We start from the raw sequence: 19,140 nt of genomic DNA on the forward strand, positions 1-19,140 counted from the left end.
GCGCGGTCTCAGCCGGTGCCCTCGGTGGTGGTCCCGCTCGTTCCCCCCGAGACCTGACCGGCGCTGTCGTCCTGACCGCCGGAGGACTCGGCCTGCGCGTCCTGCCCGTCCTCGTCGGCGCAGGCCGACTCGGACGGGGCGAACTTCAGGTCGTTGGCGTCGGTGCCCACCATCGCCGTCACGGTGTAGCAACTGTCCGCGGTCACCGGCGGCTTGGTGAACACCACCTGGAACTCGTCCTTGGCGGCCTGCTTGATCGAGAGCACCTGGCCCTCGTCACCCGGCGGGCTCGCCGTGACCAGGTAGTACGCCACCGACTCCGGCTTCTGCGGGGCCTGCCAGGAGACCTGGACGCTGTTGCCCTGGGTGGCCACCGAGAGGCCCTTGGGCTGGAGGTCGGGCAGGTCCTCCGCCGGGACCTGCTGGGCCTGGCCCTGCGCCGGGTCCTGTTCCCCGGTCCCGCCCTCCGTCTGGCCCTGGGTCTGCTTCTGGGACGGTGACGCCGTGTTCTTGGAGGGCTTCTTCTCGTCGTCCCCGCCGGTGAACAGCACCAGCGCGGTGGCCGCGGCGGCGAACAGCACCACCACGCTGGTGGCGGTCAGCACCCGGTTGCGGTTGCGCCGCCGGATCGCCGCCTGCGCCTCGGACTTGGCCCGCTCGTTCTCCTCGACCTCCTCCAGGGTGATGTCGTCCGCCGGGTCCCACCCGGGCAGGGGCAGCTCCACCGCCGGCTCCGGCTCCAGGTCGGGGACCCGGGAGGCGTAGGCGACCGGCAGCATCTGGCGCAGCACCCGGTGCACCTCGGTGAGCGGCGGCCGGTTCTCCGGCTGCGCCGACATCATCCGCTGGATCATCGTCATCAACTGCGGGGGCACGTCAGGCCGGTGCGGGTAGGGCAGCTCGCCGCGGAGCACCTCCTGGTACAGCGCGGCCCAGCCGTTGCGCCCGGCGTCGGAGTACGCGGGCTCCCCGGCGAGCAGCGCGAACAGGGTGGCGCCCAGACCGTAGACGTCGGCGGCCGGCCCGGGCGTCTCCCAGCCGAACATCTCCCTGGAGACGTACATCGGGTCGAAGACCACGCCGAGTTCCGGGGCGCAGCGCTGGAAGACCCTGGCCACCCCGTTGTCGGACAACAACGAGTCACCGGCCTCGTCATACAGGACGTTGGCCGGGCGCACGTCGAGGTGGAGCACCCCGGCCCGGTGCGAGGAGTGCAGGGCCAGCGCGAGGCGCACCCCGATCGCCAGCACCTCCTCCACCGGGAAGGGACCGGACGCGGCCAGCTTGGCCGCCGCGTTGCCGCCGCGGCAGAACTGGGTGACCAGGTACGCCCGGCGTTCCGAGGTGAACCCGGCGTCCTCCACCCGTACCGCGCACGGGTGTCGGGCGGCGGCACCCGCGGCCAGCAACTCCGCGTGCCCGGCCAGCCGTTTGGAGCTGCTGCGCACGGCGAACCGGGTCACCTTGACCGCGACCTCGTTGCCCGTCGCCTCCTCCCGGCACAGGTAGACCGAGGCGTACCGGCCCGCCCCCACGGGGCGCAGCAACTGGTACCCGTCCGGCAGGACCGGCGCCGGTGTTCCCCGGCCCTGCCCCGGAACACCCCGCCCGGCGCCTGGCTGGGCGGTCTGCTGACCGCTTTGGTGCTGGCCCCAGTTCACTGTGACTCCTGCCGTTCTCTTACCGTGGATCGAGGTTCGTGCGCAGGAGGGTCAGCGCCGCCGCAGCGCGCGTGGGTGCAGCGTCCGGCGCAGGCGCTCCCGTGTGGGAACCGAGCGTACGACGATCCTCTCAACGGCGTCGCAGTGCCGCCAGGCAGCCTGCGCGGTTGCCCGGTCCGGACTGCGTCCGCCGTACCCGACCTCGTTGACCAGACGGGCCAACTCCGGCAGGTGATCGCCGGCGGCCCCGCCCACCTGGTGGGAGCCGAACGCCGCGACCTCGGTCGCGGTGTGCGCGCAGGTCGGCGGCAACCCGATCTCGGTGAGCCGCTCCACGATCTGCTCCCAGGCGCCCAGCACCTGCCCGCCCGAGTCGGGGGCGTTCCGCCGTCGGCTGCGCCGGCGCCTCGGGCGCCACAGGGCGTACAGCACGTACGCGGCGGCCAGCACGACGACCCCGAGCGGCGGGTACACCCACACCGGCGGCCCGCCACCGTCGTCGGCCCGGCCGCCCGTGGCGGTGGTCCCCTCCTGGTCCTCCCCCTCCGGCTGGGAGGCGCGCGGCTTCTCGGTGATCTGCTGGTCGACCTCCTCGCGCTCCTTGGGCTGGCCGGCGGGCGCCGCCGAGGAGCCGCCGGACGAGGCCTCGGCCGGGGTCGGGTAGAACGGCACCCAGCCGATCCCCTCGAACTCCACCTCGGGCCAGGCCAGGGCGTCGGCGCCGGTGACCTGCCGGGTGGTGCCGCCCGACGCGTCGTCCACCACGGTCCCGGGGCGGAAGCCGACCGCGATCCTGGTGGGCAGTCCCAGGGAGCGGGCCATCACCGCGAACGACGCCGCGAACTGCTCCGAGGTGCCGGTGTGGCTCTCGGTGAGGAAGAACTCCAGGGCGCGGTAGGAGTGGCCGGACACCGCCCGCGGGTCGAACTGCTGGTTCTCCCGCAGCCAGTCGGCGAGCTTCACCGCCTGCTGGTAGGGGTAGCTGCTGCCGGCGGTGGCCTCGGCGGCCAGCTCCCGGAACGTCTCCAGGGCGGGGATGGGCTGGCCGTCGGCGTCGGTCCGCACCAGCTCCGTGGCCCCGGGGTCGTCGGCGGTGGGCGCGTACTGGAGCCGTTTGACGTCGTACACCGGCAGCTCCGACTCCGCGGTGTAGGTCAGCCCGGAGTTGACCTTGGCACCGACGGGGCCGTCCGTGCCGGTGGAGAGCATCCCCGAGCGGGGATCGACGAACACCGGCACGGAGTCCGGCAGGTCCACCGAGGTGGGACGGTCGGCCGCGGGCAGCCAGATGCCGGGCAGGTCCTGCACGGTGACCTCCTGCTCGAGGGCGCGGCGGTCACCGGGGTCGGCGTCGCGGACCGCGGGCACGTTCCCGCCGGACGGCGCGAACGACGCGTCGCTGGTCCAGATCGCCCCGTTGTACTGGTCGAGCACCATCAGCCGCCAGTTGGCCTCAGCCCCGGAACGGACGGTGAACAGCTCGGTGTCGGGGTTCCGCATCCAGGCGGCGATGTGGTCGAGCGGGCTGGTGGTCTGCGGGTGCCGCACCGGCGTGCTCACCGAGTCCCGCAGGTCGAGCGGCTCGCGGGCGGACAGCCCCGGGGCGTGCGGGCCCAGCAGTCCGGCGAGCACCGTGAGCACCGCGACCAGTGGCAGGGCGACGGCAAGGCCGCGGACGCCGGACGCGGCGGCCCGGGACCGCAGCAGCACCAGCACCGCCGCGAACGCCACCAGGCCCGCCGCGAGCGGCACGTTGGAACCCGGGCCGCCCACCCCGAGCACCAGGGGGAAGCCGAACGCCAACACGGCGGGCGCCGCGGGGAGCAGCGCGGTGCGGGTGCGCAGGGCGAGTTCGGTGGCGGTGAACGAGGCCAGCCAGACCACCGCGTGCGCGAGCACCAGGAGTTCGGGCTCGTCCGGAACCGGCAGGATGGAGCTCAGGATGGCGTGCGGGGAGTCCAACAGGGCCGACCACACGCGGCCCAACGCGTCCCCGGTGGGCAGCGGCCCTCCGTCGTCCCGGAAGAGGGTGCCGCAGACCACGGCCACCCAGGCCACCACGGTCAGCAGCAGCGAGGGCCACAGCGGGGCGGCCCGCCGGCGGCCGAGCAGCCAAGTCAGGCCGAGGGACAGGGCCATCGGGGCCGGTACGGCGACCAGCAGCACCGGCAGCAGCGCCGAGGTCTCGAACACCCGGTGGAAGCCGAACCCGGCGGTGCCGACCAGGCCGGCCACCGGCAGCAGCGACCACAGGCGGCGGGTCCTGCCCAACGTCCACTGCCCGGTGACCCGGCGCGGCGCGGGCCGTTCCTCGCGGGGCGCCCGCGGCCTGGGCGGCGCCCATGACGGCCCGTCGTAGCCGGAGTCGGGGAACCCGCCGGCCAGGCCGGTGGTCCTGGCGCCGGTCCTGGGGGGCGTGGTCACCGCACGGCCTCCCAGCGCCAGCCGGCGAGCAGTGCCCTGAGGCTGGTGATGTGCATCTGCGGCACGTCCGCGGCGACCGCGGTGGCCTCGGCCAGGCCTCCGGTGCCACCGCCGGTCCGCGGGCCGCCGGCCCCGGCGCCCGACGGGCCGGGGCCCGCGACACCGGGGTCGGTGCCGGCCCCGGCACCGACCCGCAGCAGCACGGCGCGGTCGAACCGGCGCCTGACCCGGCCCAGTGCGGTGAGCCCGGAGGTGTCCGCGGTACCGGTCACCACGATCAGTGAACCGCCGCCGCGGGCCTGCTCCAGCTCGTCGAAGGCGGCGGCGAGGGAGTCCCTGGTGGACTGCCCCAGCAGCGCCAGCCGGTCCAGCACCGCGTCGGCGTCGTTCCCCGATCCGTCGGTGTGCAGGATCGCCCCGGTCTCGCACACCAGGTGCACCGGGAAGTTGGACCGGGCCGCGGCGTAGCCGATGGACGCGGCGGTGTCCACGGCGAGCTCGAAGTCGTCCTCGTCCTGGTAGGCGGCGGGACGGCTGTCCAGCACGATCGTGGTGTGCGGCAGCGACACGTCCACCATCTGGCGGACCATCAGCGTCCCGGTGCGGGCGGTGGAACGCCAGTGCACCCGGCGCAGGTCGTCCCCGAGGACGTACTCGCGCAGCGCGTGGAAGGTCAGCGAGCCGTCGTCCGCGGTGTCCGAGGTCGGCCCCTCCACGTGGTGCGCCTTGCCCGAAGGCAGCACCGGCAGCAGGCACACCCTGGGCCGCACCACCAGGGTGTCCACCGAGCCGTAGGACCGCACCCGCCGGGAGAGCCCCAGCGGGTCGGTGCGCTCCAGCTTCAGCGGCCCCACCGGGATCCGTCCGCGCCGCTCGGTGGGCAGGGCGTACCGCACCTCGTGCTCCTCGCCGGGGGACAGCACCGGGACGTCCACCCCGAGCGGGACCCCGCCGCACAGGTCGGTGGCGCGCAGCCCGCGACGCGTCCCGCGGCCGGTGTTGACCAGGGTCACCACACCGTCGGCGTCGTCACCGCGGGACACCTTGCGCGGGGCGATCCGCCGCCTGGCCGTCAGTTCGGTGCGCGGGGCCGTCCACACCACCGCCACCACCACCGCGAGCAGGCACGCCGAGCCGAGCACCAGCGCCTCGGAGTACCCGAGCCCGTAACCCGCCCCGGTCAGTGCGACCCCGCTGAACAGCACCCCCCAGCCGGTGGCGGAGAGCATCAGATCCGGGCCCCGGCCTGCGGCACCGGCACCGTGGCCAGCACCTCCGCCACCACGTCGGCCCCGGTGCGCCCGCTCAGCTCCGCCTCCGGGGTGAGGATCAGCCGGTGGGCGAGCACCGGCTGGGCCAGCGCCTTGACGTCCTCGGGGAGCACATACGCCCGGCCCTGCGAGGCGGCCCTGACCCGGACCGCGCGCAGCAGCGCCACCGAGCCGCGGGGGCTGGCGCCGAGCCGGACGTCGGGCAGCGTCCGGGTGGCCGCGACCACCCGGACCAGGTAGTCGTACAGCGGCTCCGCGACCTGCACCTGCGCCGCCACCTGCACGAACTCGGCGATGTGGTGGGCGGTGGCGATGGTGGACAGGCCCTCCGGGGAGGCGTTTGCAGCCGCTCCGGTGAGCACCGCCACCTCGGACGCGTGGTCCGGGTACCCCACGGTAACCCGCATCAGGAACCGGTCGAGCTGTGCCTCGGGCAGGGGGTAGGTGCCGCCCATGTCCACGGAGTTCTGCGTGGCGATCACCATGAACGGCCGGGGCACCGGGTGGGTCCTGCCGTCGGCGGTGACCCGGCGCTCCTCCATCACCTCGAGGAGCGCCGACTGGGTCTTCGGCGACGCCCGGTTGATCTCGTCGCCGAGGACGATGTTGGCGAACACCGGCCCCGGCATGAAGTCGAACGTGCCGGTGTTCTGCCGGTAGATGGTGACGCCGGTGATGTCCGAGGGCAGCAGGTCCGGGGTGAACTGCACCCGGTGCCAGGTGGCTTCGATGGACGACGCCATGCACCGGGCCAGGGTGGTCTTGCCGGTGCCCGGCACGTCCTCGATCAGCAGGTGCCCCTCGGAGAACAGGCAGACCAGGGCCAGTTCGACGACGCCGCGCTTGCCCTTGACCACGCGCTCGATGTTGTCGCCGAGGGCGTGGAAGCACTGGGCGAACAGCGCGACGGCGTCGCCCGCCTGGTAGCCGGGCTGGTGGCCGTGCTGCGGGGGAACGGTCATGGTGCTGTTGCCTCCCACTCGTCAGCGGCGGTCACTGGCAGGACCAGACGCTGCTGTTGCGCCGGGCCTCGAGCCACAGGTCGCTGATGAACCCGGTCGTGCCGTTGTAGGTGATCTTGGACCAGACGTCGGTCGTGGCGGTGTCACCGGGGTAGGTGACGCTGTCGCCCTTCTTGGTGCAGTGCACCGTGACCGCGCCGTTCCAGCCGGACGGGATGGACCCGACCTGGGCGCTGGAGACCGACGCGTCCGCGCGCATCTTCACCGGCTGCCCGTCGTTCCGGTTGTCCACGATGTTCATCGTGGTGGTGGGCGGGGTCAGGTCCAGGGTGCCGCTGGCACTGGCGCCGCCGCCCGCCTCGTTGGAGCTGCTCACCGAGACGTTGTAGACCTGGCTGTTGGTCAGCCCGGTGATGGTGAAGTTGGTGTTGCTGGTGGTGGCGCTGCCGGCGCCCCAGTTCACCGTGTAGGTGACGGTGCCGCTGGCGTCGGAGGGCGCCTGCCAGGTCAGGTTGCCGCCGTGGCCACCCGAGGGGACGGTGACTTGGAGCCCGCTGGGCGCGCTCGGCGCCGTGCACGGCCGGACCGCGGGCGACGGCTGCGACTCCTTGGTGGTGCCCCCCTCGAAGTGGGCGACCACGGTGAACGCGTACTCCTGGGCGCAGGACAGGTCGCCGCCGACCTGGAAGGTGAACGGGCCGTCGGGGCCCACCTGGGCCGGGGTGACGGAGCCCACCCCGGGGTCGCCGGCGAGCGTGTAGTGGGTGGGCTTCAGGCCCGCGCCGGGCGAGAAGGTGACCGTGATGCCCCCGCCCGTGGCCTGCGCCTGCGGGGTCCCGGGCGGCATGGGCGGCGGGGCGACGCCGCACGAGGCCGGGTCCGCCTCGCAGGGGTCCAGCGGCTTCTTCGGCTTCGGCGTGGCCGGGGGCGCCTTGCTCTCCTGGGTCCTGCGGGGCCGCTCCGACTCCTGCGGCGCGGCCGGCGGCTCGGGCTCCTGGGAGGCCGGCGGCGACGGCTCGTCAGGAACGTTGTCCCGGGCCGGCGGCTCGTCCTTCGGCTTCTTCTGCGAAGGCACCTTGTCCTTGTACTTGCCGATCGGGTTCACGTCGCCGTCGGCGTTGATCACCGCGGCGGCGGCGTTGTCCTCGTCGTTGACCCACAGCAGGCCGTTGCGGACGAACATCTCCAGCTCGCCCGGCTCGTCGGTGACCTTCACCGGCTGCTCGACGGTGCCCTGGTCGGTGTCGTAGACCACCAGGGTGCCGTTGGACTCGTCCGGCACGTACACCTTCAGCCCGAGCGCCTGGGGCGCCCCGAAGTCCCCGCTCCGACCGCCGAGCACCGCCGTCACGGTGCGCCGGGTCCCCAGGTCGAACACCGCCATCTTGCCGGTCTCGTTGTCCAGCACGGGGATCAGGTTGCTCTCGGTGGCGTCGGGGACCAGCACCGACGCCGGGGTCGCCTTCCCGATGTACGACGGCAGGTTGTACGTCATCCCCGGGCCGCTGACGTCCAGCACGGTGATCCTGCCGGCCGAGGTGTCGGTGACCACCGGTTGGCCGTTGGCGAGGGTGAGTTCCAGGTTGTTGCCGGGCTTGGCGACGTCCACCGGCTTGCCCGGTCGGCCACCGGTGAACGGGACCACGCGGCCCTTGGTCGGCTCGGGCACCCACAGGACGCCGGTCGGGTCCACCGTGGCCTCGCCGAGCGGGACCACCCCGAGGTCCACCTTGCCGCCGATCGGGGTGGTGCGCACCGGGTCGATGCGCTGGACGGTGCCCTCGACCGGGTTCACCACGAAGGCGAAGGAGCCGCCGGCGACGAGCTGGAGGTCGCTGGAGCGGTAGTCGGTGGAGTGTTCGGCGGTGAGCTGCGCCGGGTCCACCCGGATCACCCGGCCGGTGCGCTCGTCCAGGACCAGGACCGTCTTGCCGTCCTGCGAGATGGACACGGGGTTCTTGCCGGTGGGCAGGTCCACCTTGCCGTCCACCTCACCGGTGAGGCCGTTGGCGTGGGAGGCGGTGCCCTTCTCCGAACTGCCGAGCCAGGCGCCGACCTCGGACAGGGCGGGGGTGCTGCCCGAGGCACCGACACCGAGGGCGATGGACGTGCCGACCAGGGCTCCGACCGCGCCGATCGCGATGTAGCCGGTGCCGCGCCTGCGGGTCGGCCGGACGGCGGTCCAGGCCGAGGACAGGAGAGCCGTGGTGCGTCGCCCCAGTCCCGGTGTGGTGGGCTCGGCCGTGTCCGTGGGCGCGTCCGCGAGCCTGCGCGGACGCAATCCCGGTGTCCCGTTGTCCCCCGACATGAACACTCCCTGTTCGTTTGTCACGCGCCCCGTTGCCGAGCAGATTAGCTGTCTGTCTGAGTTACTGTCGCGTTCGCCCGGGGGCCTGTGACACGGGCGTGACGTCGCCAGGACCCACACCGCCCAGGGCCCCCGGGCGCCCCGGGACCGCTGGCGTAGGCTGGCCTGGTCGTGCTGACCGCCCCCGGAAGGACCCCCAGGTGACAGAGCAGGTGACACCGCAGACGGCAGCGGCGCCCAACGACCTGCGGCCGGTGCTCGAGCGGGCCGCCGAGGGCGGCAGGATCACCCCGGGCGAGGCGCTCGAGCTGTACCGCCGCGCCCCCCTGCACGCGCTGGGCGCGGCGGCCGACGCCGCCCGACGCCGCCGGTACGCGGGCACCGAGCACATCGCGACGTACATCATCGAGCGGAACATCAACTACACCAACGTCTGCGTCACCGCCTGCCGGTTCTGCGCGTTCTACGCCCCGCCGAGCAGCGACCGGGGCTGGACCCGGGACCTCGACGACATCCTGCGGCGCTGCGCGGAGACCGTGGCGCTCGGCGGCACCCAGATCATGTTCCAGGGCGGCCACCACCCCGACTTCGGTGTCGAGTACTACGAGCGGCACTTCTCCGCGATCAAGGAGGCGTTCCCGGAGCTGGTCATCCACTCCCTGGGCGCCTCCGAGGTGGAGCACATGGCCCGGATCTCCGGGGTCAGCGCAGAGGAGGCGATCCGCCGGCTGCACGCCGCCGGGCTCGACTCGTTCGCCGGGGCGGGCGCCGAACTCCTGCCGGAGCGGCCGCGCAAGGCCATCGCCCCGCTGAAGGAGAGCGGCGAACGCTGGCTGGAGATCATGGAGACGGCCCACCGCCTCGGCGTGGAGTCCACCTCCACCATGCTCATGGGCACCGGCGAGACCAACGCCGAACGCATCGAGCACCTGCGGATGCTCCGCGACGTGCAGGACCGCACCGGCGGCTTCCGCGCCTTCATCCCGTACACCTACCAGCCGGAGAACAACCACCTGCGGGGCCGCACCCAGACCACGCTCTTCGAGTACCTGCGGCTGATCGCCGTGGCCCGGCTCTTCCTGGACAACGTGGCCCACATCCAGGGCTCCTGGCTCACCACGGGCAAGGAGGCCGGCCAGCTCTCCCTGCACTACGGCGCGGACGACCTGGGGTCGGTGATGCTCGAGGAGAACGTGGTGTCCTCCGCGGGCGCCAGGCACCGCTCGAACCGCCTGGAACTCCTCCACCTCATCCGCACCGCCGGCCGCGTCCCCGCGCAGCGCTCCACCACCTACGAGCACCTGGTGGTCCACGACGACCCCGCCGAGGACCCGGTGGACGACCACGTCGTCTCCCACCTGTCGTCCACCGCGATCGACGGCGGCACCGCCCACCCCGAGCTCACCATCGTCCCCTGAGGGGGCCCGCCGTGCTGACGCTCCACACCGCCGAGTCCGTCCGGCTCACCCCCGACGGGGAACCGCTGCGCCACGGCGCGGTGCTGGTCTCCGCCGACCGGATCGCCGCGGTCGGAGCGCTCGACGAGCTGACCGCCGCCCACCCCGGGGCGCGACTGCGCCGCTGGCCCGGCGAACTGGCCCCCGGCCGGGTCCACGACGGCCCCCTGCCGACGGCCGACACCCCCAGGGAACGCGTGCACGCGGTGCTCCTGGTCGGCTGCACCGCCGTGGTGGGGCAGCACCTCGACGCCGCGCTGCGCGCCGCCGTCGACCGCAACGGCCTCGCGGTGCTCGCCCCGGGGGCCGGCCCGGCGCCCCTGATCCCCGGCGCCCGGGCCGACCTCGCGGTCTTCGACGAGGCGGACCACTGTCTCGCCACCGTGCTCGCCGGACGCCTGGTGCACCGCAGGGCGTGACGCCCCCCGTCCCGACCTCCGGCCGCCAGCGGCCGGGACGGGCGACGTCAGTCCGGGTCGACCAGCTCGGTGGCACGGAGCACCGCGGCCAACGCCTCCGGGTCGCCGGTGCGCTGGTGCACCTCCACCGCCGTGTCCGCGAGCTTGATCACGTGCGCGTCCCCGTGCCGCACCGCGCGCGCCAGCACCTCCTGCGGGCCGGCGGCCTCCGCCTGCCGCAGCAACCGCCGGGTCTCACTCGTCGGGGCCGGCTCGTCCGGCTGGTACACCGCCCGGATCGCGGCGCTCGCCGCCCAGGCCACGTTGAGGCTCGCCGCCCACTGCTCGGGGGGCAGCGCCGGCAGGGTCCGCAGCACGGCGGTGGGCGCGGTCGCCGCGTGGACCTGCATCACCCCTTCCCCGTGCCCGAACCGCAGGTAGCGGATGGTGGCCGCGTCGGCCACGCGCTCCAGCAACTCCCGTGCCTCCTGCGGGCTCCCCGCGGGGCGCAGCCCGGCCAGCGCCGACGACCACCCGGGGGTGCCGGGCAACTGTTCGAGCCGGTGCAGGATGCCCCCGGAGGGGTCGCCTATGGCCGGCACCCGCTCCAGCGCCTCGGCGGCGGCCAGCACCCCCGCCGGCTCCACGGCGCCGGGCACCTGCTGCCACCTGGCGGCCCAGTACCCGAGCGCCTGCCCCAGCTCCGCCAGCCGGGTCTCGCTGTCCCCGTCCTCGAGCAGGGCGCGCACCGCGTGTCCCGTCCTGATCACGCCGTGCGTGGCGCCGGCGGCGGCGCCCGGCAGCAGTCGCGGCCACCACGTGGCCAGCGTCTGCCGCCAGGGGCGCCGCGTCATCTCGATCCGGAAGAACTCCAGCCACTGCGGGAGCTGGGCCGGCTTCCCCAGGGCCTGTTGCCACCGTGCCCCGTCGATCGACGCCGACGACCTGGGGAGGTCCTCCAGGCGGTGGACGTAGTCGTCGAGCCACGGCTGGGCCCGGGGGGCGAAGCCGTGCCGGACCATCGACTCCACCACCATGCTGCCGTGGTTGGACAGCCACCCGCGGAACTCGGGCCCCGTCCGGTGCAGACGTGCCAGGGCCTCGTCCAGGGCCCCACCATCGGCGACGAACATATGCGTACACCCTTCGTGAACGGCTGTTTTCCGGTCCACGCTAGGCGTCGGAACGTGCCCGCGGATCGGCCCGCCGTCCCGGGTCCGCAGGGACCTGTGTCCTAGGTCTGTCGGCGGGAACCGCGGGTCCGCGGCGGCGGGCGGCGCGCCGGCGGCGGCGCGGGGCCGTCCCGAAGCCACCGGTGAGCGGGGCGCTCGCGCCCGGAGCGGTCCCGGGCTCGCCGGACCGCCGGGGCCGCCTTGCTCCGGGCCGCCTCGACACCTAGGGTGAATGCGCTTACAAGAGCGCGAACCCGCACGTGCGCGTTTCCGTCCCAGCCCGTGCATCCCGACGACCCGGAAGTCCCCACCCAGTGAACACAGCCCCCACGGTGTACGACGTCGCGGAGCGGTCCGGGGTCTCCATCGCCACCGTGTCCCGGGTCTACCGCAACCCCGACACGGTCCGTGCCAAGACCCGGGAGCGGGTCCTGGCCGCGGCACGTGAGCTGGGCTACGTGCCCAGCGGCAACGCCCGCGGCCTCGCCAGCCGTTCCACCGGCGTCCTCGGCCTCTGCTTCCCCGACTACTCCGACCCCGACGCCGAGGCGGAGGCGGAGGACGACGCCGCGACGCTCTACTCGGACCAGATCATCCGCGGTATGGAGCGCACCGCGCGCAGGCACGGCTACGCGCTGCTCATCGCCGCTTCCCTGAAGGGCGGACCGGAGAGCCTGGTGGCGAAGGTCGCCGGGCGGGTGGACGGCTTCGCCGTGCTGGCCCGTACGGTGCCCACGGAGGAGCTGGAGGTGATCTCCCGCCGCCAGCCGGTGGTGATGCTCGCCGGGCCCCGGGAGGACCTCGACCACCTCGACCACGTGGAGGTCGCCAATTTCGACGGGCAGCGGGAGCTGACCCGGCACCTCATCGAGGACCACGGCCTGCGCCGCCTCGCCTACGTGGGCTCGGCCGAGGAGTCACCGGATGTGGAGGCACGCTTCCGGGGCTACCTGGAGGCGTGCCGCGTCGCCGGGGCCGAGGCCGGCGACCAGCCGGCGGTGCGGGTGCGGATGATGACCCAGGCCGAGGGGGCGCGCGTGGCGGACGCCCTGTGCGACCGGGAGGACGGCCGGCCCGAGGCCCTGGTGTTCGCCAACGACCAGATGGCGGTCGGGGCGTTGCACGCGCTGGAGCGGCGCGGCCTGCGGGTGCCGCGGGACGTGGTGGTGACCGGGTTCGACGGCCTCCCGCTGAGCAGACTGGTGCGTCCGTCGCTGACCACGGTGCGGCAGCCGATGCTGCGGATGGGCGAGCAGGCGGTGACCCTGCTCGTGGAGCGGTTGAACGGGGCGCGCGTCGAGCCGGTGTCGCTGGTACTCCCGGTGTCCGTGGCCCGTCGGGCCAGTTGCGGGTGCGACGGGGACGACGGGCCGCCACCGGGCGGGGAATGACCGGCGCCACCAGGCGAGCGGGTTGCCGGCCGTCCCGGGGCCGGACTCAGCCCAACGCCCGGCTGAAGAAGTCCGCCCCGGCCGCGCGCAGCGCCTCCTGGGCCTCCTTCGTCCCCTCGTGCTCGAAGTGGCCGGCGTCCAGCACGTGCAGTTCGCGCGGCCCGGCCAGGGCGCCGTGCACCGCGAACTGGCCGGGTGGCGGGACGACGGGGTCGAACAGCGCGGGGGCCACGAGCACCGGGACGGTGATCCTGGTCGCCGCGGTGGCGGCGTCGTAGTAGGCGAGGACCTCGGTGATCCCCGGGTGGTCCCGGTGGTGGCGGCGTACCGCCTCGCCGCTGCCGGTGCACGGCAGGGTCAGGCGCAGCGGGTGGTTGCCGAACGTGGGGACGGTGAGCTGCGCCGCGGCGAAGCGGTCGTCCCAGGGCAGGGCGAGCGCGCCCAGCCCGCCGCCGAAGCTCTCGCCGAGGTAGCCGAGGCGGCCCGCGGTGAGCTCGGGGACCAGTTCCAGCAGGGCCGAGGCCGCGCACCACAGGTCGGTGACGCAGTCGCCGATCACGTACCCGTCCCGGGAGTCGATGCCGTGCAGGACGTGGTCGCGGGCCAGGGGCGGCACGCCGTCCCGCAGGCCCCGCGTCGGCATCCCGCTCACACAGGGCAGCAACGCCGCGGAGCGCGGCAGCGGGAGCGGCAGGTCGGGCCCCGGCTGGTCGCGGCCACCGTAGCCGTGCCCGATGACGAACCCGTGCCGTGCCGGGGCCCCGTGCGCGGGGAGCACCAGCCAGCCGCCGCGCCGGCCGTACACGGACGCGTAGGAGACCTCCAGCACCCGGGCTCCGTCGCGCTCCTCCACCAGCGCGCCGGTGCGCGGCTCCGGGGCGATGCGGCGGGCCGCGGAGTACCGGGCCCGCCAGAACGCGTCGAAGTCCGCCGGTGCCTCCGGCGCTGGGACACGGAGCAGGTCGTCGAGGGTGTGGCCGTGGGACGGGTCGAAGGGGAAGTCGTGGGTGAACCGCGGCATGCGGTGACCCTAGGGCACGGGTGGGGGCGGTGGGACCGGGCCGGGATGGGGCGTGCATCACAGACGCCCCGACTAGGTATGTACTCCCTTATATTAACTAATGCCTGGCGACTCGGTCTGAATTGCCCCTGACCGGACAGATGCTGGCATCCCATGACAGCAAGATGTCCCACCCGTTACGGGAGTGTGACCTCGGCCCTCTTGTCACGTCGGAAGCGCCTCCCACAGAGTGATGTATGCGCTTACAGGCAGCGCATACATTTCGCAAAGTTCGAGGAGAGGCAGTCCATGCACCGCGCCGCCAGAACCACCTCGGTCGCCTTCGTCCTGACGTCTGCGCTCGTCCTCACTGCGTGCGGGAGCTCGGACGGCGACAGCGTCGCAGCGGACGAGAAGCAGACGCTGACCGTCTGGGCGATGGGCACCGAGGGCGAGAAGCTCGGGGACGTCGCCGAGAAGTACCAGGAGGCGAACCCCAACATCACCGTCAAGGTGACCCCGATCGGCTGGGACGTCGCCCACCAGAAGCTGGTCGCCGCCGCGGCGGCGGGCAAGCTCCCCGACATCGCGCAGATGGGCGGGAGTTACATGGGCGAGTTCGCCGAGATGGACGTGCTGGAGCCGGTGGACACCTCGGTCTTCGCCGAGAAGGACTTCTTCCCGGCCGCCTGGAAGCAGGGCACGATCGACGGCACGACCTACGGCGTGCCGTGGTATGTGGACACCCGCGTCCTGTTCTACCGCACCGACCTTGCCGAGAAGGCCGGCATCACCGAGGCCCCGGCCACGATGGCCGAGCTCCAGCAGGCGGCGAAGGCGTTCCAGGACGAGGCCGGCACCAAGTGGGGGCTCTCCATCCAGCCGGGCGGCCTGGACACGGTCCAGAGCTTCTACCAGTTCCTGTACTCGGCCGGCGGCGAGATCGTCAACGAGGACGGCAAGGCCGTCGTCAACAGCCCGGAGGCCGTCCGCGCGCTGGAGAACTACGGCAGTTACTTCAAGCAGGGCCTGAGCGAGAAGTCCGTGCGCCCCGGGTACGACGTGACGAAGGACTTCAACGCCGGCTCCGTGCCGATGTTCTTCGGCGGCCCCTGGATCATGACCCTGCTGGACGAGAACTACCCCGACATCAAGGGGAAGTGGGCCGTCGCCAACGTGCCGACCGACAAGGCCTCGGTGTCCATGGCCGGCGGTTCCAGCCTGACGATCTCCGCCGACAGCGAGCACAAGGCCGCCGCCAAGGAGTTCATCGCGTACCTGACCGGCGCCGAGGGGCAGGCCGACTGGTACCAGCGCACCAGTGACCTCCCGGCCAACACCGGTGCCTGGGAGTCCGGTGAGCTCGCCACCGACCCCGACCTGAAGGTGTGGCGCACCCAGATGGAGACCGCGAAGGTCTCCCCGACCCTGCCCAAGTGGACCGAGATCACCTCCAAGGTCGATGCCGCCATCGAGTCGGTGACCCAGGGCAAGTCCTCCGCCAAGGACGCGCTCGACAAGGCCCAGTCCGAGATCGAAGGACTCGTGGAGTAAGAGGCCATGTCCCCCACGACCGGACCGGCCGCCGACGGCGCGGCCACCGTTGAGGCCCGGCGGCCGAGACCCCCGAGGGCCCCGGCCGCCAGGTCGGTCCCGCGCCGCCCCCGACGGCACGGGGTCGGCAGGCAGAACCTTGCGGGCTGGCTGTTCTCCACCCCGTTCCTGGTGCTGTTCGGCCTGTTCATGCTCTTCCCGATCGTCGCGACGCTCCTGATGAGCTTCACCGACTTCGGCGCGCGCAACGTCACCCGCCCGCTGGAGGCCGAGTTCGTCGGCCTCGACAACTACGTGAAGCTCTTCGAGGACGACAAGTTCCTCACGGCGCTGTCCAACACCGCGTACTTCGTGGTCGTCGGCGTGCCACTGACGATCCTGCTGGGGCTGCTGGTCGCCCTCCTGCTCAACAACGGGATCGACCGGGCCAGGACCTTCTTCCGGGTCGGCTTCTACGCGCCCGTGGTCACCACCATCGTCGCCGCCGCCGTCGTCTGGCGGTTCGTACTCGACCCGGCGGACGGCCTGGTCGCCGGGGTGGCGTCCGCGCTCGGGGTGACCGCACCGGACTTCCTCGGCTCGGAGACCTGGGCCATGCCCTCGCTCATCGCGATGGCCGTGTGGCGCAACCTCGGGACGGTCATGGTGCTGTTCATCGCCGGCCTCCAGGCCGTCCCCGCGGAGGTGCGCGAGGCCGCCAGGCTCGACGGCGCCAGCCCCTGGCAGGAACTGCGCCGGATCACCGTGCCCCTGCTGCGCCCCACGATGCTGTACGCCACGGTGATCACCACCATCGGCTACCTCAACGTCTTCGAGGAGCCCTTCGTGATGACGCAGGGCGGACCCTCGGACTCCACACTCACCGTGTCCCTGGACATGTACCGCGAGGGCTTCAACTTCTTCCACATGGGCTACGCCAGCGCGATGGCCTACGTCCTGTTCGTGGTGATCATGGGCATCACGGTGCTCCAGCTCCGACTGCTGAAGGACAACACCCGATGAGCGCCCACCGCGCCCCCGCCAGGCCAGCGCCGCGCCGCCACGGGGGGAGCCGCCTGCGCGGGCCGCTGCTCTACCTGGTCGCCTCGCTCGGCCTGCTGGTGATGGCGGCGCCGTTCCTGTGGATGGCACTGTCCGCCTTCAAGACCAAGAAGGACCTGACGGCCAGCCCGCCGGTGTGGATTCCGTCCGAGTGGACGTTGAGCAACTTCGACGCCCTGCTCGACCAGCTCGACATGTCCCGCTACTTCCTGAACTCACTGATCGTCGCGGGGCTGGTGACCATCTGCAACCTGCTGTTCTGCTCGATGCTCGGCTACGCGCTGGCGAAGCTGAACTTCGCCGGCCGCTCCAAGGTCTTCGCCCTTGTGCTCGCCGCGCTGATGGTGCCGGGCAACCTGATGATCCTGCCGCTGTACGTGCTGATGAACAGGCTCGGGTTGATCGACACCTACGCGGGCCTCGTCCTCCCCTTCGCAGCGGGGGCGTTCGGGGTCTTCCTGATGCGGCAGTTCATGCAGTCCGTCCCCGACGAACTGCTCGAAGCGGCGAGGATCGACGGGGCCAGCGAGTGGTTCATCTTCTGGCGCATCGTGATGCCGCTGGTCAAGCCGGCCCTGGCAACGTTGACGATCTTCACCTTCCTCAGCTCCTGGAACAACTTCATCTGGCCGCTCATCGCCACCAACGACCCGGACAAGTACACCCTGCCGGTAGCCCTGGCGACCTTCGCCAACGACCCCAACCGCACCGTCGGCGGCGGCAACGGCATGTTGATGGCCGGCTCCCTGCTGGTCGTGCTGCCGGTCCTGGTCGTCTTCGTGGCGCTACAGCGCCACTTCACCCAGGGCATCGCCACCGCGGGCATGAAGTAGTCCCGCCCACCCGCCGACCTCGCCCCGGCCCCACCCCCGCGGGGGTGGCAGGGGTCCCACCACGCACCCACCAGAGAGACAGAACGGACGATGACCCACACTTCGACCCGGTTCCCCGAAGGCTTCCTGTGGGGCGCCTCCACCGCCGCCCACCAGATCGAGGGGAACAACGTCAACAGCGACTGGTGGCGCAAGGAGCACGACCCGGCGGCGAAGATCTCGGAGCCGAGCCTCGACGCCTGCGACAGCTACCACCGCTGGGAGCAGGACATGGACCTGCTCGCGGAACTCGGCTTCACCGACTACCGGTTCAGTGTCGAGTGGGCCCGCATCGAGCCGGTCCGCGGGACCTTCTCCCGAGCGGAGATCGCCCACTACCGGCGGATGGTGGACGGGGCCCGCGCCCGCGGTCTGCGTCCGATGGTGACGCTGCACCACTTCACCGTGCCGCAGTGGTTCGAGGACCTCGGCGGCTGGACCGCGGACGGCGCGACCGAGCTGTTCGCCCGGTACGTGGCGGAGTGCGCACCGATCATCGCCGACGGGGTGCGCCACGTCTGCACCATCAACGAGCCCAACATGATCGCGGTGATGGCGGGGGCCGCAAAGGCCGGAGACCAGGGCTTCCCGCCCGCCGGGCTGCCCACGCCCGACGAGGAGACCACCCGGGCGGTCATCGCGGCGCACCGCGCCGCGGTGCCGCTGGTCCGCGCGGCCAACCCGGACACCCAGGTCGGCTGGACCATCGCCAACCAGGTCTACCAGGCGCTGCCCGGCGCCGAGGAGGTCACCGCCGCCTACCGGTACCCCCGGGAGGACGTCTTCATCGAGGCGGCGCGCGGTGACGACTGGATCGGGGTGCAGTCCTACACCCGTACCAAGATCGGCCCCGACGGTCCGATCCCGGCGCCGGACGACGCCGAACGCACGCAGACGCGGTGGGAGTACTACCCCGCCGCCGTGGGGCACGCCCTGCGCCACACCGCCGAGGTCGCCGGCCGGGACATGCCACTGATCGTCACCGAGAACGGCATCGCCACCGCCGACGACACCCGCCGCGTCGCCTACTACGTCGGGGCCCTGAACGAGGTCGCCGCCGCGATCGAGGACGGGCTGAACGTCCACGGCTACCTGGCCTGGAGCGCCCTGGACAACTACGAGTGGGGCTCCTTCACGCCCACGTTCGGTCTCATCGCGGTGGACCCGGTGACCTTCGAGCGCACCGCCAAGCCCTCCGCCGCCTGGCTCGGCGCCCTCGGCCGCGTCCGCCGACTGCCCCGCGGGACCGCCTAGCTGGGCACCCCCGGACCCCGGGCGCCGGCGGACCCCGGGCGCCGGTGGCTCCCCGCCCGACGCCTCCGGTCCCCGCTGCCCTTGTCCTGTGCCGCCTGTCCCTGTCGCCGACCTCCGGTGACCCCGTCACGTCCTTTGCCCGACGCAACGACGTCGCCTGTCCCGACTGCCGCCCACACCAGGAGTTGGACCGTTTGACTTCCTCCCCCGCCTAGGGCCTGTCTGATAAATCCCGCCTGGGTCGTGACGCCTGGCACGCACGCTCGCTGCGTTGTCGGGATCGTCCATGTACGCCCAGTACGAGGACGACCCTCCGCCTTGCGATCGCACGCACCAGACGCCGCGACCCCCGCCCTCCGGGCGGACGGCGCTACT

Annotated in this window: 14 protein-coding genes; 7 read left to right on the plus strand and 7 right to left on the minus strand. The window is 72.8% G+C overall.

The genetic code is table 11. The features are described from left to right. Positions 1 to 8 precede the first annotated feature (8 nt). Genes A3IG_RS0111100 through A3IG_RS0111120 form a run of 5 tightly spaced genes read right to left on the minus strand, consistent with a single transcriptional unit; the run spans position 9 to position 8,626 of the window. A complete protein-coding gene (locus A3IG_RS0111100; RefSeq protein WP_018383638.1) occupies positions 9 to 1,661 on the minus strand; it encodes a serine/threonine protein kinase in 1,653 nt (550 codons plus the stop codon). A gap of 51 nt (positions 1,662 to 1,712) precedes the next feature. Continuing rightward, positions 1,713 to 4,085, minus strand: coding sequence for a transglutaminase TgpA family protein (locus A3IG_RS0111105; RefSeq protein WP_018383639.1), 2,373 nt, complete (start codon positions 4,083 to 4,085; stop codon positions 1,713 to 1,715). After that, the gene (locus A3IG_RS29325; protein WP_018383640.1) at positions 4,082 to 5,314 is read right to left on the minus strand and encodes a DUF58 domain-containing protein; all 1,233 of its coding nucleotides are present in this window, start codon (positions 5,312 to 5,314) and stop codon (positions 4,082 to 4,084) included. Before A3IG_RS29325 ends, A3IG_RS0111105 begins: the two co-directional genes overlap by 4 nt. Continuing rightward, the gene (locus tag A3IG_RS0111115) at positions 5,314 to 6,318 is read right to left on the minus strand and encodes an AAA family ATPase (protein ID WP_018383641.1); all 1,005 of its coding nucleotides are present in this window, start codon (positions 6,316 to 6,318) and stop codon (positions 5,314 to 5,316) included. Before A3IG_RS0111115 ends, A3IG_RS29325 begins: the two co-directional genes overlap by 1 nt. 31 nt (positions 6,319 to 6,349) lie before the next feature. Further along, complete coding sequence (locus tag A3IG_RS0111120; RefSeq protein WP_157862236.1) at positions 6,350 to 8,626, minus strand: fibronectin type III domain-containing protein; 2,277 nt, start codon at positions 8,624 to 8,626, stop codon at positions 6,350 to 6,352. Between the two features lie 200 nt (positions 8,627 to 8,826). On the opposite strand from A3IG_RS0111120, the gene mqnC reads away from it, so the two are divergent. Continuing rightward, positions 8,827 to 10,044, plus strand: coding sequence for a cyclic dehypoxanthinyl futalosine synthase (gene mqnC / locus A3IG_RS0111125; RefSeq protein WP_018383642.1), 1,218 nt, complete (start codon positions 8,827 to 8,829; stop codon positions 10,042 to 10,044). An 11-nt stretch (positions 10,045 to 10,055) separates the two neighbouring features. Continuing rightward, entirely contained in the window at positions 10,056 to 10,502 is a 447-nt protein-coding gene (locus A3IG_RS0111130) for an imidazolonepropionase-like domain-containing protein (protein WP_018383643.1), read from the plus strand. A 47-nt stretch (positions 10,503 to 10,549) separates the two neighbouring features. On the opposite strand, the gene A3IG_RS0111135 is transcribed toward A3IG_RS0111130, so the two are convergent. Continuing rightward, entirely contained in the window at positions 10,550 to 11,614 is a 1,065-nt protein-coding gene (locus A3IG_RS0111135) for a questin oxidase family protein (protein WP_018383644.1), read from the minus strand. A gap of 353 nt (positions 11,615 to 11,967) precedes the next feature. Here A3IG_RS0111135 and A3IG_RS29330 point away from each other — a divergent pair, with 353 nt between their 5' ends. Further along, positions 11,968 to 13,044: a LacI family DNA-binding transcriptional regulator gene (locus A3IG_RS29330; RefSeq protein WP_018383645.1), complete on the plus strand. Its 1,077-nt coding sequence runs from the start codon at positions 11,968 to 11,970 to the stop codon at positions 13,042 to 13,044. A gap of 46 nt (positions 13,045 to 13,090) precedes the next feature. Here A3IG_RS29330 and A3IG_RS0111145 read toward each other — a convergent pair whose 3' ends face one another. Further along, positions 13,091 to 14,065: an acetylxylan esterase gene (locus tag A3IG_RS0111145; RefSeq protein ID WP_018383646.1), complete on the minus strand. Its 975-nt coding sequence runs from the start codon at positions 14,063 to 14,065 to the stop codon at positions 13,091 to 13,093. Between the two features lie 288 nt (positions 14,066 to 14,353). Between A3IG_RS0111145 and A3IG_RS0111150 the strand changes: the two genes are divergently transcribed. The 4 genes from A3IG_RS0111150 to A3IG_RS0111165 all read left to right on the plus strand — a co-directional run bounded on the left by A3IG_RS0111150 (position 14,354) and on the right by A3IG_RS0111165 (position 18,765). Next, positions 14,354 to 15,598: a sugar ABC transporter substrate-binding protein gene (locus tag A3IG_RS0111150; RefSeq protein ID WP_018383647.1), complete on the plus strand. Its 1,245-nt coding sequence runs from the start codon at positions 14,354 to 14,356 to the stop codon at positions 15,596 to 15,598. A gap of 6 nt (positions 15,599 to 15,604) precedes the next feature. After that, a complete protein-coding gene (locus A3IG_RS0111155) occupies positions 15,605 to 16,600 on the plus strand; it encodes a carbohydrate ABC transporter permease (protein ID WP_018383648.1) in 996 nt (331 codons plus the stop codon). Next, on the plus strand, positions 16,597 to 17,472 hold the full coding sequence (locus tag A3IG_RS0111160; RefSeq protein ID WP_018383649.1) for a carbohydrate ABC transporter permease: 876 nt from the start codon (positions 16,597 to 16,599) through the stop codon (positions 17,470 to 17,472). Before A3IG_RS0111155 ends, A3IG_RS0111160 begins: the two co-directional genes overlap by 4 nt. A gap of 90 nt (positions 17,473 to 17,562) precedes the next feature. Next, the gene (locus A3IG_RS0111165) at positions 17,563 to 18,765 is read left to right on the plus strand and encodes a glycoside hydrolase family 1 protein (protein WP_018383650.1); all 1,203 of its coding nucleotides are present in this window, start codon (positions 17,563 to 17,565) and stop codon (positions 18,763 to 18,765) included. Positions 18,766 to 19,140: the final 375 nt, after the last annotated feature.

It is taken from the genome of Wenjunlia vitaminophila DSM 41686 (assembly GCF_000380165.1).
GTDB classification, from domain to species: Bacteria; Actinomycetota; Actinomycetes; order Streptomycetales; family Streptomycetaceae; genus Wenjunlia; species Wenjunlia vitaminophila.